Genomic DNA, 15298 nt, shown 5'->3' on the forward strand with positions numbered 1-15298 from the left:
AAAGGGAGATGAAAATTAAAATCTTTCTGATTTCAGGCTGCCAGCAATAGTCATTCGACCGAATCTAAAACCTAACTGGTTAAGCTAAAAGCTTTGATGTGCTTAGGCTACCTCGAAAAATAGATTTACTCCAGCATTGCACCGCCTGAAACCCTCATAAAACCTTGTATTCTCAATTAGTGCGAAGATTTTCTCAATAATTCCAATTTATCTAGGTACTCCTTAGTAATTGATAACGGAAAAAAGTGAGAGATTTAACCCGGATTACACTGATAGACAAAATTAACAAATCAACTTTGCTGTCACTCATACTACCTAGTCCTCTATGCTAAGATGATCCAAAAAACGCAAGTTTTTAAATTGATGGGCAAAAAAAGTTTAATTTTACTCAATAACCAAGGCGTTATGTATAGGAAACCTCGAAGAATCGAATTTTGAGTGACGGAGTGCCTTGTTAGTTATTTAAAATTATTCCCTCTTTACCACTGTACTTCAAGGAGATTTCCTCAACCAACACTTTGTTAACAAAATCTTTTTTCGAGGTGTCCCTTAGTTTCTAACCTTCTTTTTAGGTAGGAGAATTGCCAGATACTGACTTTTGCCTCTTGCCTTCAGAAGCTGATTACTGATCACTGATCACTGATAAACTTATCCCAACGCCTCGAAGATTTTAAACATGGGCAGGTACATAGACAGAAGAATAGTTCCCACCATCCCGGCAATACCAACCATCATCAAGGGTTCGATGATACTGGTTAAAGCTTTAACGGCCTGTTCCACCTCATCTTCGTAGAAATCCGCAACTTTCATCATCATGGCATCTAATTCTCCCGTTTCCTCACCAATACTAATCATTTGAATTGCCAAAGCTGGGAAAACATTGGCTTTTTGTAGGGCTAAACTCATCATTCCCCCCTGCTGAATTTCCGCCTTGGCACCAGCGAGCGCATTGGCAATTACCTGATTACCCACCGTATTACAAACGATATCGAGAGAACTTAAAATCGGTACGCCAGAACGCGTCAGAGTTCCAAAAACCCGGCAAAATCTAGCCACAGCCGATTTTTCATTCAAATCACCAAAAAGAGGCATTTTAAGGAAAAAATGGTCAATTTGCAGACGACCCATCGGGGTTTTGTAATAGCGACGCAGTAAAAAAACCGTGGCAGCAACAGTGACAATCGGAATTAAAATCAACCAACTACGCATCACACCACTTAAAAAGAGCATAAATTGCGTTAAAGCTGGTAGTTCCACCTTTAAATCGGTGAAAATTTTCGCAAACACGGGAATTAAAAAGACCGTCATCCCGAAAAACACAATTACCGCCAAAATTCCCACCGTAACTGGATAGGTCATCGCTGATTTAATCTGGTTTTTCAAGCGGGCCATGTCTTCCAAAAGTTTCGAGAGACGGTTGAGCACTTCATCGAGTACCCCCCCCGTCTCTCCAGCTTCGATCATACTCACATAAAGTTGATCAAAACATTCGGGATGTTTGGCCATCGCTTCCGATAACGGACTCCCTTGCTGTACCTCAGCACTAATCGCTTGCAGGGCTTTTTTCATCTTCGGATTACCGCATTGCTCCCCCAAAACTCCCAAACATCTCACAATCGCCACACCAGCATTAATCATCACCGAAAATTGACGGGAAAAAACCGCTTTATCTTTGATGGAAATGCTGGCAAACATCGACTCTAAACCGGAAAGATCGATCTCTCCTCCCGTTTTTTTGACTTTACCGACGGCAGCATATTTCGCCTTCAGCATCATCCGGGCCTGTTCGGGAGACATGGCCTCAACTTTTTCTTGGAAAACTTTTCCAGATCTGTTTTTAACTTGTGCGACAAAAGTAGGCATAGGACAAATCAGTTATCAGTTATCAGTTATCAGTTATCAGTTATCAGTTATCAGATGGGAGTTTTAAGTGGCTAGATATTGTTAAGTGAAAACTTCCGTACTTTCTTTTCACTGATAACTGATAGGGGCTGACGGTCGCTTAAAGGTTACTATTTGTTATTAGAGCCGGGCTTTAGTTTTGGCATTAGCACTGGCCCCGGCGACAAGACGTTGTAATTCATCGGGTTTACCACTTTTAGAAATTGCTTCTTCAAAGGAGACAACACCATTAACAACTAAATTAGCTAATCCCTGTTCCATGGTTTGCATTCCTAATTTCATTCCCGTTTGAATTGCTGAGTAAACTTGCGGGGCTTTTCCTTCGCGAATTAGGTTAGCGATCGCTGGAGTTACTACCATGATTTCCTGTACCATTGCCCGACCAAATTCCCCCGGTTTAGGATTTTTTTTCTTGACTAGGTTTTGACTAAAAACTGCTAGTAAAGAATTGGATAACATGGCGCGAATTTGTGCCTGTTGGTTAGCAGGAAAAACGTCAATAATCCGATCCACTGTTCCCGCTGCCGAGCTAGTGTGTAGGGTTCCGAAGACTAAGTGACCAGTTTCCGCCGCCGTGATTGCCAAACTAATTGTTTCTAAATCACGCATTTCCCCCACAAGGATAATATCAGGATCTTCCCGTAAAGCTGCCCTTAATGCGTTAGCAAAACTCTTGGTATCTTCTCCTTTTTGTCGTTGGTGAAACAGGCTTTTTATATTAGGAAAAACGTATTCAATTGGGTCTTCTACAGTTAAAATATGCTCGGAACGAGTACGATTAATTAAGTCTAAAATTGCCGCTAAAGTGGTAGTTTTACCTGAACCTGTTTGGCCAGTTACGAGAATTAATCCCCTCGGTCTTTCCGATAACTCCCGGACTACGGCCGGTAAATTCAATTGTTCAAAGTTAGGAATTTTAGAGGACAAAGCCCGTAAACAAGCAGCATAAGCCCCTCTTTCTTTATAAACATTGACCCTAAATCTTGCCAATCCTTTCACCCCGTATGAACAGTCTAATTCCCAATTCTGCTCTAACTCTTTTCTTTGAGTATTATTGAGCATACTAAAAATCAATTTCTGACAATCTTGCGGCGTTAAAGATTCTTCATTAATCGGGGACAGTTTGCCACTAATGCGAAAATAGACCGGTGCCCCAGACTGAATGTGCATATCGGAACCGCCCATCTCGACCAATTGTTCCATTAAATCTTCGATCATCATGGCTTAAACTCCATCTATAAGGTACAATCAGTGAACAGTAACCAGTGAAAAGACTTTGGCAAAGTGCTATTTAAGACTACTCACTTAATACTCCCTACTTAAAACTCAAATCTGATAACTGAAAAACTGTCTTAATCACTAAATCGTGGTGTCATACAATAGGGACAATCGAGCCATTCTGGTTGTAGTTCAGCGCGACAACCACGACAGGTTAAACCGCTTTTCCGTTTGGCTTTTAATTCCGCTTCCAGACCGGAATCGGTAAATGTCACCCGTTCCACTTCTTCGAGGGTGGTGTAACCCTCGCGCACCAGATTTAAACTGTAAGCTAGGAGTGTCACCATGCCCTCATCGACGGCCGCCTCCTTAATCCGATCGGTGGTTGCTCCTTGGTTAATTAACTGCTGCAGTCGTTCACTATTTTGCATTACCTCATAGACACCGACGCGACCTTTATAACCACTGCCACCACATTTGGGACAAAGATTACCTTGCTCTTGCGCCTGTTCAATTTCTTCTATAGTTAGGGTATTAGCCTTATAAAAGGTCACTTCCCGTTCACTGGCAGCGGCAAGACCAAAACGTGCTAATTCCTCTTGGGTAGGGTGATAGGCGACTCGACATTCGCTACAGACGCGCCGCATGAGACGCTGGGCTAAGACTCCCAACAGAGAACCAGAAATCATAAACGGTTCAACCCCCATCTCATCGAGACGAGCGATCGCACCTGCGGCATCGTTAGTGTGTAGGGTAGTTAAAACCAAGTGACCGGTTAAGGCGGCCTCAATCGCCGTTTTAGCCGTTTCCTTGTCCCTAGTTTCTCCCACCAGAATTACATCCGGGTCTTGTCGCATGAAGGCCCGCAGAATCGAGGCGAAATCCATACCTTTTTCGCGAATTACTTGCACCTGGGTGATGCCTGGTAGAGAATATTCGATCGGGTCTTCGGCGGTACTAATATTAACTCCGGGGTGATTTCTTTCGGCTAGAACCGAGTATAAACTGGTGGATTTCCCCGAACCAGTGGGGCCTGTAACCAGCAGCAGACCAAAGGGACGACTGGCTAATTCCCGGACAATTGCCAGAGTGTTTTGATCGGTGATCAGTTTATCTAAACCCAACTGGGTAGCTGAGTTATCGAGAATCCGCAAACAGACTTTTTCGCCGTAGCGACTGGGCAGGGTATTAACCCGAAAATCCACTTTCCGCCCTTGATACATCCGCCGAATTTTACCATCTTGGGGAAGACGACGTTCGGCGATATCGAGATCGGCCATGATTTTAAAACGGGCTGTAACCGCCGAGGTAATTTTTTTCGGCAGTGGCTCAAAAGCTTGATAAAGAACTCCATCTCTGCGAAAGCGAATTTTCAGGAATTCTTCTTGGGGTTCGATGTGAATATCGGAAGTGCCTTCCTGCAGAGCCTTAGCTAGAATTTTATTGACCAGGTTGATGACGGGGGCTTGATTAGCGTCCCCCTCACCGAGCTCATCGGCCACTTCATCGTTAGGGACATTGCTGATTACATCAATGTTGCCGACAATGTCGGTAATATCCGAGAGTTTTTCCAGTTCTTTTTCTTTTTGGAGTCGGGCTTTTTCCTGTTCTAGCTCCGATTGAGCCGAGTGGAATTGTTCGAGTAATCTTTCATAGTCCTCGCTGGTAATCACTAAACGCTGTAAACCTAACTCCCTGGGGCGGAGAATACGATTGATATCGTCGCTAGCCTCTAGGTTGTCAGGATCGACCATGGCCATCAAAATCTTAGCTGGCTCTCCTTCGATCCGTCGCAAGGGGATGAGACGATAACGGCGACAAAGATCGATGGGAATCAAAGAATCGATCAACCGGGCCATTTCCAGTCCATCTACATCGCTCAACTCGGGGTCGATCGATTCGACTCCGTAGAGAATTTTTAATTCAAACAACTGGTTTTTCTTATACTGTCGCCGCAAATCCGGGGGCAAAGGGCGCCCGGTTAGTTGTTGTAATATTTCTACTAGCGATCGTCCCGATTTCCGTGTTTCCACTAGGGCCTGTTGCATTTGATCGGCACCGATATAGCCCGACTGCACCAATTTATTACCAAAGGGGGAAAGGTAATTGGGCAGGGCAACGGCACGGGTTTTCTTGGAAGAAAATGTCATAGACTATTCTTAACCTCTCCACTACCCTTGATTATTCCCAGTTTTCTTAGTCAAATTACATCCTAGCAAAAATTTTTCTAGATCACTGACAACCTATTGGGATAGCTTATATGTTAGGGGTCGAGAAGGTCGTCGCCGACCGCCCATCCCCTTTAGAACCGGGCTAGTGACTTTCCTCTCATACTAAATTCGGTTATTAAAAACTGATTATTTATTCCCCCCTTTGCCTCTTGCCTTCTGCCTCTTGCCTCTCCTCATAAGTAGCCTATGCTCAACGGATTTAGTATCACAAGGCTCCTAGCTCGACAGATAGGGCCGGCTAAATAAATCTAAAAACCTTGTGAGATAATATCTTTAGACTTTTTTGCCCCCAAAAAGTGCCTGCCATAAACCCTACTTAATTTCTACGGGTTCTAAATTATCGGCAGCAGTAAAACCAAAGAGACGGGAATAAAAATAAAATTCTGCATCTAATGCTCGTTTGATCGATTCAGCTTGACGAAATCCGTGTTGTTCTCTGGCAAAGGGAACGTAAGCAACGGGTAAACCTTTCGCTTTTAAAGCTTCTACCATCATTTCCGCTTGATTGGGTGGAACCACTCGATCTTCTAAACCTTGGAAAAAGATCACCGGACAGGATAACTGAGCGGTAAAATGAATAGGCGATCGCTGATAGTAAATTTCCTTTTCTTCGGGATAACGTCCCACCAATTTATCTAAATATCTCGACTCGAATTTATGGGTATCGGTGGCTAAAACCTCTAAATCACTAACTCCGTAATAACTAGCTCCTGCTTTAAAAGTATCATGAAAAGTTAAGGATGCTAAAGTTGTATAACCACCGGCGCTGCCTCCAGAAATTGCCAATCTTTCCCCATCGACTAATCCCTGATTAACCAAATATTTTGCCCCGTTGATGCAGTCTTCCACATCGACAATTCCCCAATTTCCCAGCAAACGCTGACGATATTGACGACCATAACCCGTACTACCGCCATAATTAACATCTAGATAGCCAAAGCCGCGACTTGTCCAGTATTGCACCCGCAGACTTAAACTAGAGGTAGCTGCGGCCGTCGGTCCACCGTGACTTTTGACTAAAAGGGGCGGTAATTCGCCATTGGGGGCGGTATAATCGGGGTTTTTGGGGGGATAATACCAAGCATAGGCAGTTAGTCCCTGACTGGTGGGAAAAGCGAGCATTTCCGGAATCGAGAAATAATCGCTAGAAATAGTTAAATTACTGGAAGATTTGAGAATTTCTCTAGTTCCTGTGGCTAAATCCATTGAGATAACCGCCGTTACTTCCTTGAAAGAACCGCCAATAAAAACTATTTTGTTCTCCCCAACTTGTAGGGAAAAAATGTTAGTATCATCAGTGATAATTTCTTGGAATTTTCGATTAACAGTATCGATACTTCCTAAATACCAACAACCATCTTTTGTATAGCTACAAATAATCTTTGATTCCCCAGCAAAACCGTAGTTAGATAAACCAAAAACCCAATGAGGATAGGCAAATTCAGCCTCTATATGTTCGAGAACTGGTTCGATTTGTTCATCGTATTTAAAGCAATAAAAGTTCCAAAAATTACTGCGATCACTGGTAAAATATAACTGTTGATCGGCTGACCAACGTGGTTCACACACTGACTCATTTTCACCACCAGCAATGACCCGAATATTACTCAAATAAAGATTATTAATATCGGCCACCCAGAGAAAAGAACTATCCCAGGGCATATTAGGATGATTCCAACTAATCCAAGCTAATCGAGAACCGTCGGCACTTAAGCGAGGAGAGGTATAAAAATCAGCACCAGATACTAAAGTTTCTATTTCTCCCGTATCCACATCGATGCTGACAATACTATTAACTGGTTCTCGATCTTTTTGGCTATGATCTTCACAAACACAGATTAAACGATTGCGAAATTTATCGAGAATTAAATCCGCATAACGACAGGAATTTTCTGGGGTCAGAGGTTGGGGTAAACTATCAGCAGTTTGGCGATAAATTCTTTGGTCAGAAAAATTACAAAAATAGATAATTCCCGCAACAATTAGATAGGAACCTCCTCCGTATTCATGGACACGAGTTCGCACATTAAAAGGTGCTGGAGTGATGTCTGTAGTTGTGCCGTCGGGGTTTAATTTAACTAAAACATTTCGCCCCTTTTCCTGTGGTCTGCCTTCTAACCAATAAATATCTTCTCCATCTAGAGTTACACCACCAAGACTAATCGATGCTGCCACAATTAGATCGGAGGTAATCGGTGATTTCCAGGAACCGTAAGCTGATATTTGATGAGACATTTTCGACTAAAGTAGTGATTCTAATGGTGAACTAACTTGATCAGAAACGCTGATAAATTAAGAAAATTCCGAGTAAACAGGACAAAGTAGGGATTGGCTGCATCCCTACCTGAATCTCTGTTTTTCTGCAATCGGAGCGGCGGGATTCGAACCCACGACCCCTACTACCCCAAAGTAGTGCGCTACCAAGCTGCGCTACGCCCCGATATTGATCCTTAACCATCATAGCGATAATCGCCGCATTTTGCAAGCTTTTTTTTCTTCCTTTCTCCCCCATCCCCGGAATTAGCGGCCAGCTATCTAGCTAATTGGGGAATACGTCCTTTTAATCCCGTCATTAATTGCAGGGCAAACAATTTCAAGGGGGGGAAACCGCGCATAATTGACAATCCGAGACGACGGATGAGAACGATGGGCGGCCAGTTATTGGAGAACAGGCGATCAAGAAAATCCGTGAAGCCTAAAATCGCTAAATTCTCCGATCTACGCCATTTTTCGTAGGATTTTAGGGTAGAAAGCGATCCTATATCCTCTTGCTTTTCCGCTGCTTCCTTTAATACCTGCGCTAAAGCGGCTGCGTCGCGAATGCCTAAATTTAAACCTTGACCACCGACGGGATGACAACAGTGGGCGGCATCACCAATTAAAGCCATTCGGGGTTTAACATAAGTATCACTCTGCATTAACTGTACGGGAAAGAGAGCGCGGGGGCTAACTAATGCTATTTTTCCTAGTAATCCCCCCGTATATGCTTCTAATTTGTTGATAAATTCCGCTTCGGGCATTTCTTGCAGCTTTTTCGCTTCTTCATGGGGATTTGTCCAAACGATCTGACAGCGATTACCCGGGATGGGTAAAATGCCCATGGGACCAGTGGGCCAAAATCTTTCAAAGGCGGTATCGTTGCGATCGAGTTGATGTTTAATGGTGAAAGCGACACAGGATTGCCAATATTTCCAACCTTTGGTTTTAATTTGCGCCCCTTGCCGGATAGCGGATCTGGCTCCATCGGCCCCGATAACTAATTTTGCGGTGATTTTTCGGGTTTGACCAGCTTTTTCCAGGGTGACAGTGGCTGTTTCTGATCCGTACTCCACTTCTAACACTTTAGCAGGGGATAACCACTCAATGCGATCGCAATCTTGGCTGGCATTGTGCAGGGCGGTTAAAATCACTTCATGTTCGCCCACATAGCCCAAATAATCGGTTTTTAGCTCATCGACCACAAAGGGGACAAAAATCGGAAAATCGGCATCAGAAAGGCGAATATGACGAAATTTACCGATACTGGGCGAGATTTTATCCCAGATACCCAAGCCTGTAAAAATACGGCTGGACATCAGCGAGAGGGCATAAGCTTGACGACGGGAGGCGGCCACCTCTAGGGGACGTTCCTCGATCATAGCGATATTTAATCCTGTATTTTTTAAAGCCACCGCTAGGGTGGTTCCGACTATACCGCCCCCGACAATGATTAAATCGTAGCTGTCCCGTCCTAACATATAAATATTTTTCTCAAAGATAATCAGTGACTACACTGATCTATTCTGACACGATTTTCGGGGTTGCTGTCGGGTTTGATTGTCTTGACCCCACCTAGCCATTAATAGACTTGAAAGGGTTTTGTCCGTTGCCGAGAGTTTCGGGTTAGGGTTGAGTAAGTGTTTTGGCTCTCTGGCAAGAGTGCCTCTCTTAACGAGGAAATCACCATGGAACTTTATCAACGAATTGCTGATTTTTATGACTCCTCTAGTGGACTGTGGGAGAGGATTTGGGGCGAACATATGCACCACGGTTACTACGGTCGCGGCGGCAAGATTAAACTCGATCGCCGTCAGGCACAAATTGATTTAATAGAAGAATTATTAACTTGGGGAAATGTCACCGGCGCTAATCAGATTCTTGATGTGGGTTGTGGTATTGGTGGCAGTAGCCTTTATCTGGCCGAAAAATTTCGCAGCCAAGGGGTGGGGATTACCCTATCCCCGGTACAAGCCGCTAGAGCCAGCCAAAGAGCGCAAGAGTTCAATTTAGAAGAACAAGTCAGTTTTTGTGTGGCTGATGCCCTAAAAACCCCGTTTCCTGACGATAATTTTGATCTGGTCTGGTCATTGGAAAGTGGCGAACATATGCCCGATAAAAGGCAATTTCTGCGGGAATGTTATCGGGTTTTGCAGCCCGGGGGGACTTTTTTGATGGCTACTTGGTGTCATCGTCCCACCACTTCCCTCGCTGGTAATTTAACGGAAGGGGAGATTAAACTATTAAACGAGATTTATCAGGTTTATTGTCTGCCCTATGTGATTTCTTTGCCGGAATACGCCGATATTGCCCGTGAAATTGGCTTTCGAGACCTAAAAACCGATGATTGGTCTCTATCGGTGGCCGCTTTTTGGGATGTGGTGATTGATTCGGCCCTAACCACAGATGCGATCGCTGGTTTGTTGGCAAGCGGTTACACTACTATTCAAGGGGCATTATCTTTAGGGTTAATGCGGCGCGGTTACGAGTCGGGTTTAATTCGTTTTGGCTTACTGCAAGGGAAAAAATAATCAGCTGGGCCATGATTAAAGTCCAGTGATCCTAGTCTAATTCCCCCTGGCAGCTGCAAAAGTTTTTTCCTTTCACTCTATCGACCGAGTTTTTCTTTCGCCAATTCAATTCTGAATTGGCGGCCCCTATAGTTTTCACTGATTATTACACAGAGTCGAGAAGAGCCCCCCAGACTCCCGGAATGATAAAGTTAGATAAGAAAATTAAAGACGGTGTGATCAAAGTGAAATTTTCTGCTAGTGCCTATTTTTCCCTGCTGCGCCATTGTGCCGTTCCTTTATTGTCGATCGCCACTTTTACGCCAATTCTCTTAACTTATTTAGCCAAGGAAAAACCAGAAACCCCGCAACCGCAGGCAAACCGGTCGACTGCTGCCTCCCCTTCCCCTATTATCCCATCTCCGATCGCACCCTTAACCGCGCCATCGCCGAAACTATCCCCCTCTCCCCAATCTTCTGCGACTCCAAAATCAGCGCCCTCTCCCCAATCTTCTCCCTCGGCGCCGAAAAAATTAGCGCCATCGGTTCAAACCTCCCCTAATACTTCCCCCGCTGCTGCGGCGAAACCGGTGACTAGACAACCTTTAGTGGTTCCCGCTAATTATACGCCGCCAGCCCTAGAAATTCGCGTGGCGATCAAAAGGGATGTGGCCAGTGTTTTGATTGGAGTTAACGGGCCGGCGGTGATCACTGACCGCCAAGGTCGCGCTTTAAAAACGATTGCCACTAACGAGGGTTTACCGGTCATTCCAGAGGCCAATGGCTTAAAAATGGGCGATTTATCGCTGCCAGAGGTGATTTTTGTGCAGCCCACCAGTGCCGATGGTTTAGTTTATGTGGATGATAGTTGGTATCGGGGTAAAGTGCTGCTGGTGGCCCAAGGCGATCGCTTGTTAGTGGTCAATCAGGTTAATTTAGAAGCCTATCTCTATAGCGTGGTGGGTAGTGAAATGCACTCCACTGCGCCAATGCACGCTTTAAAGGCACAGGCGATCGCCGCTCGTTCCTATGCCCTAGTACACATGATGCGCCCCGCTAATGCTTGGTTTCATCTGGGCAATACCCAGCGCTGGCAGGTATATAAAGGTATTCGATCGGAGTATCAATCGACTCACCAAGCGGTTAATGCCACTGCCGGGCAGATTCTCAGTTATAAAGGCGGTGTAGTCGAGTCTCTTTATGCCGCCACCGATGAAATTGTCGCTTGGGCCCACGGTGGTCGCGGCATGAGTCAAACTGGGGCTTATAAATTAGCGGAAAAAGGCCTAGATTATCAACAAATTCTCGGTAATTATTATCCCGGAGTTGGTTTAGCTCGTCTAGTTCTACAAAATTAAATTGATAAGCTTTCTCGACTGAAAACTCAAATCTGATCACTGATCACTGAAATGCCGAATGGCAGATTTCTGGTAACCGTATTACAATAAACTTTCAAAATGCTATGGCAGTAAATCTCTCTATGAATAGCCCCTTTCTCGACTACCTCAACGGCCCCAAGCATCCCGTCCTCGTCTTTGATGGGGCGATGGGAACTTCCCTACAAAGCCAAAATCTGACGGCCGAGGACTTTGGTGGGGCAGAATACGAAGGTTGTAACGAGTATCTTGTCCATACTAAACCTAGCGCCGTAGCCAAAGTCCACGAAGCCTTTTTAGCCGTGGGTGCGGATGTGATTGAAACCGACACCTTCGGGGGAACCTCGATAGTTTTAGCCGAGTACGATTTAGCCGATCAAGCCTATTATCTCAACAAAAGCGCCGCCGAACTGGCCAAAGCTTGCGCTAATAAATACTCTACCCCCGAAAAACCCCGTTTTGTGGCGGGGTCCATGGGGGCGGGGACAAAAATGCCCACCTTGGGGCATATTGACTTTGATACTCTCAAAAAAGCCTATGTGGAACAGGTAGAGGGTCTTTACGATGGCGGGGCAGATTTACTATTAGTAGAAACCTGTCAGGATGTCCTGCAAATTAAAGCGGCTTTAAATGCTATTGAAGAAGTATTTCAGAAAAAAGGTCAACGATTGCCCCTCATGGTTTCGGTGACGATGGAAACCATGGGAACGATGTTAGTAGGAACGGAAATTAACGCCGTTGTCTCTATTTTACAACCCTATAAAATTGATATTTTGGGACTTAATTGCGCCACTGGTCCCGATTTAATGAAACCCCATATTAAATATCTCTCGGAAAATTCCCCTTTTATTGTTTCTTGTATTCCTAATGCTGGTTTACCGGAAAATGTCGGCGGTCAAGCCCATTATCGTCTCACTCCCGTAGAATTAAAAATGGCTTTAATGCACTTTATTGAAGATTTGGGAGTACAAATTATCGGCGGTTGTTGTGGTACTCGTCCCGACCATATTCAAGCTTTAGCGGAACTAAGTCAGGGTTTAACTCCGAAATCTCGTCATTATCATTATGAACCCTCTGCCGCTTCTATTTATAGTACCCAACCCTATATTCAAGATAATTCTTTTCTCATTGTTGGGGAAAAATTAAACGCTAGTGGTTCTAAAAAATGTCGGGAACTGCTCAATGTTGAAGACTGGGATAGTTTAGTATCGATGGCGAAAGCGCAGGTAAAAGAAGGGGCGCATATTCTCGATGTCAACGTCGATTATGTCGGCCGGGATGGGGTGCGCGATATGCACCAATTAGCCTCTCGTTTAGTTAATAATGTCACCCTACCTTTAATGTTAGATTCCACCGAATGGGAAAAAATGGAAGCGGGGTTAAAAGTAGCAGGGGGTAAATGTATCCTCAACTCTACTAACTACGAAGACGGGGAACCGCGTTTTTATCAAGTCTTGGATTTAGCGAAAAAATACGGCGCAGGGGTAGTAATTGGAACCATTGATGAAGAAGGAATGGGCCGCACTGCCGAGAAAAAATTCCAGATAGCTAAACGGGCCTATTATGCAGCGATAGAATACGGAATTCCTCCCTACGAAATCTTTTTTGATCCTCTAGCTTTACCGATTTCTACCGGTATCGAAGAAGACCGAGAAAATGGCAAGGCTACTATCGAAGCAATGCGCCGAATTCGCCAAGAACTGCCCGAATGTCACATTCTTTTAGGTGTGTCTAATATCTCCTTTGGCTTGAATCCGGCAGCGCGTCAGGTATTAAATTCTGTCTTCCTCCACGAAGCAATACAGGTGGGTATGGATGGCGCAATCGTCAGCGCTAATAAGATTCTTCCTCTGGCAAAAATTGAACCAGAATATCAGCAAGTTTGTCGGGACTTAATCTATGATAATCGTCGTTTTGATGGCGATATATGTGTTTATGATCCCCTGACCAAATTAACCGAATTATTTGCGGGTAAAACTACTAAAAAAGACCCCTCTAGTAATGCTAATTTACCGGTAGAGGAACGCTTAAAACAGCATATTATTGATGGAGAAAGATTGGGACTGGAAGAGGCTTTAAAGCAAGCTTTACAGGACTATCCACCCCTAGATATTATTAATATTTTTCTCCTGGATGGGATGAAGGTAGTGGGTGAGTTATTTGGTTCGGGACAAATGCAGTTACCTTTTGTTCTCCAATCTGCCCAAACTATGAAAGCGGCCGTGGCTTTTTTAGAACCCTTTATGGAGAAGAAAGAGGGTGATAATAATGCCAAAGGGACTTTTATTATCGCAACAGTTAAAGGGGATGTTCACGATATTGGTAAAAATTTAGTTGATATCATCTTGACCAATAACGGCTATAAGGTGATTAATTTGGGCATTAAACAACCCGTAGAAAATATCATCGAAGCCTACAAAGAACATCAAGCCGATTGTATCGCCATGAGCGGTTTATTGGTGAAATCGACGGCTTTTATGAAGGAAAATCTAGAGGTTTTTAACGAAAAAGGAATCACCGTTCCTGTTATCCTTGGCGGGGCAGCTTTAACTCCCAAATTTGTCCATGATGACTGTCAAAAAACCTACAAAGGACAGGTTATCTATGGTAAAGATGCCTTCTCTGACCTGCATTTTATGGATAAATTAATGCCCGCTAAAGCTGGGGGTCAATGGGATGATAGTAAAGGCTTTTTAGCGGAGTTTGCCGAGGCAGAAAAAACCCCGGTTGTCGCCGAAGAATTAGAGGTTAATCCCGATACTATTTTTACCGATGGCAGCGTGGCCACCGAATTAGTTATTGATACCCGTCGTTCGGAAGCGGTGGCAGTTGATATCCCCCGACCAACACCGCCCTTCTGGGGTACTAAAATATTAACGGCAGCAGAAATTCCCATCGAGGAGGTTTTCTGGTATTTGGACTTACAAGCTTTATTTGTCGGTCAATGGCAATTTCGCAAACCACAAAGCCAATCGAAGCAGGAATACGACCAGTTTTTACAGGAAAAAGTTCATCCAATTCTAGCAGCATGGAAAGAGAAAATTGTCAAGGAAAATTTACTAAACCCCACATTAATTTATGGTTATTTTCCCTGTCAATCGTCCGGTAATTCCCTGTTAATTTACGATCCCGAATCGATACAAGCGGGCGAAAAACCCGAAAATCTGCAACCGATCGCCATTTTTGAGTTTCCTCGCCAGAAATCCGGTCGTCGTCTTTGTATTGCTGACTTTTTCGCCCCGCAGGAATCCGGTATCATCGACGTTTTCCCGATGCAAGCGGTGACGGTGGGGGAAATCGCCACGGAATACGCTAAATCTCTCTTTGATGCCAACGAATATACCGAATATCTCTATTATCACGGCATGGCTGTCCAAACCGCCGAAGCCATGGCCGAATGGACCCACACCCGCATCCGTCGCGAGTTAGGTTTCGCCGAGTTCGATCCCGATAATATTCGCGATATACTACAACAGCGTTACCAGGGTTCTCGCTATAGTTTCGGCTATCCCGCTTGTCCCAATATTCAGGATCAATACAAGCAACTAGATCTGTTAGGATGCGATCGCATTGGGATGTATATGGACGAAAGCGAACAATTGTACCCAGAACAATCCACCACCGCCATTATTACCTATCACCCCACCGCTAAATACTTTAGTACCTAATCAGTTATCAGTTATCAGTTATCAGTTATCAGTTATCAGGTGTGAGTTTTTATCGGTAAAACCCCACACCCTACACCCCACACCCTACACCCCACACCCTACACCCCACACCCTACCCCCACGAAAAACTTTTTGCC

At 44.4% G+C, this 15298-nt stretch carries 8 protein-coding genes and 1 tRNA gene; 3 read left to right on the forward strand and 6 right to left on the reverse strand.

The annotated features are described in order from the left end of the window. Positions 1-648: 648 nt before the first annotated feature. From MiAbW_RS07135 to MiAbW_RS07160, 6 genes are all read right to left on the reverse strand, one after another. Positions 649-1863 (reverse strand): type II secretion system F family protein, encoded by a 1215-nt coding sequence (locus MiAbW_RS07135; protein WP_151695524.1) that lies wholly within the window; start codon positions 1861-1863, stop codon positions 649-651. Between the two features lie 159 nt (positions 1864-2022). Further along, complete coding sequence (locus MiAbW_RS07140) at positions 2023-3123, reverse strand: type IV pilus twitching motility protein PilT (protein WP_151695525.1); 1101 nt, start codon at positions 3121-3123, stop codon at positions 2023-2025. 131 nt (positions 3124-3254) lie between these two features. Next, entirely contained in the window at positions 3255-5270 is a 2016-nt protein-coding gene (locus MiAbW_RS07145) for a GspE/PulE family protein (protein WP_151695526.1), read from the reverse strand. Between the two features lie 393 nt (positions 5271-5663). Continuing rightward, positions 5664-7586, reverse strand: a complete 1923-nt coding sequence (locus MiAbW_RS07150; RefSeq protein WP_151695527.1) for a S9 family peptidase — start codon at positions 7584-7586, stop codon at positions 5664-5666. A gap of 131 nt (positions 7587-7717) precedes the next feature. Further along, positions 7718-7791, reverse strand: a tRNA-Pro gene (locus MiAbW_RS07155). Between the two features lie 91 nt (positions 7792-7882). Then, the gene (locus MiAbW_RS07160) at positions 7883-9088 is read right to left on the reverse strand and encodes an FAD-dependent hydroxylase (protein ID WP_151695528.1); all 1206 of its coding nucleotides are present in this window, start codon (positions 9086-9088) and stop codon (positions 7883-7885) included. Positions 9089-9295: 207 nt separating this feature from the next. Between MiAbW_RS07160 and MiAbW_RS07165 the strand changes: the two genes are divergently transcribed. From MiAbW_RS07165 to metH, 3 genes are all read left to right on the forward strand, one after another. Further along, positions 9296-10138, forward strand: coding sequence for a methyltransferase domain-containing protein (locus tag MiAbW_RS07165; protein WP_151695553.1), 843 nt, complete (start codon positions 9296-9298; stop codon positions 10136-10138). Positions 10139-10320: 182 nt separating this feature from the next. Next, on the forward strand, positions 10321-11475 hold the full coding sequence (locus tag MiAbW_RS07170; protein ID WP_151695529.1) for a SpoIID/LytB domain-containing protein: 1155 nt from the start codon (positions 10321-10323) through the stop codon (positions 11473-11475). 122 nt (positions 11476-11597) lie between these two features. Next, a complete protein-coding gene (gene metH, locus MiAbW_RS07175) occupies positions 11598-15161 on the forward strand; it encodes a methionine synthase (protein ID WP_151695530.1) in 3564 nt (1187 codons plus the stop codon). Positions 15162-15298 lie beyond the last annotated feature (137 nt).

It is taken from the genome of Microcystis aeruginosa NIES-4325, assembly GCF_008974145.1.
GTDB classification, from domain to species: Bacteria; Cyanobacteriota; Cyanobacteriia; order Cyanobacteriales; family Microcystaceae; genus Microcystis; species Microcystis aeruginosa_G.

Bases quoted from the DNA above. Each gene is read 5' to 3' on its own strand.
- MiAbW_RS07150 (WP_151695527.1), bottom strand. From the start codon at position 7,586: ATGTCTCATCAAATATCAGCTTACGGTTCCTGGAAATCACCGATTACC.
- MiAbW_RS07135 (WP_151695524.1), bottom strand. From the start codon at position 1,863: ATGCCTACTTTTGTCGCACAAGTTAAAAACAGATCTGGAAAAGTTTTC.
- MiAbW_RS07145 (WP_151695526.1), bottom strand. From the start codon at position 5,270: ATGACATTTTCTTCCAAGAAAACCCGTGCCGTTGCCCTGCCCAATTAC.
- MiAbW_RS07140 (WP_151695525.1), bottom strand. From the start codon at position 3,123: ATGATGATCGAAGATTTAATGGAACAATTGGTCGAGATGGGCGGTTCC.
- MiAbW_RS07170 (WP_151695529.1), top strand. From the start codon at position 10,321: ATGATAAAGTTAGATAAGAAAATTAAAGACGGTGTGATCAAAGTGAAA.
- metH (WP_151695530.1), top strand. From the start codon at position 11,598: ATGAATAGCCCCTTTCTCGACTACCTCAACGGCCCCAAGCATCCCGTC.
- MiAbW_RS07160 (WP_151695528.1), bottom strand. From the start codon at position 9,088: ATGTTAGGACGGGACAGCTACGATTTAATCATTGTCGGGGGCGGTATA.
- MiAbW_RS07165 (WP_151695553.1), top strand. From the start codon at position 9,296: ATGGAACTTTATCAACGAATTGCTGATTTTTATGACTCCTCTAGTGGA.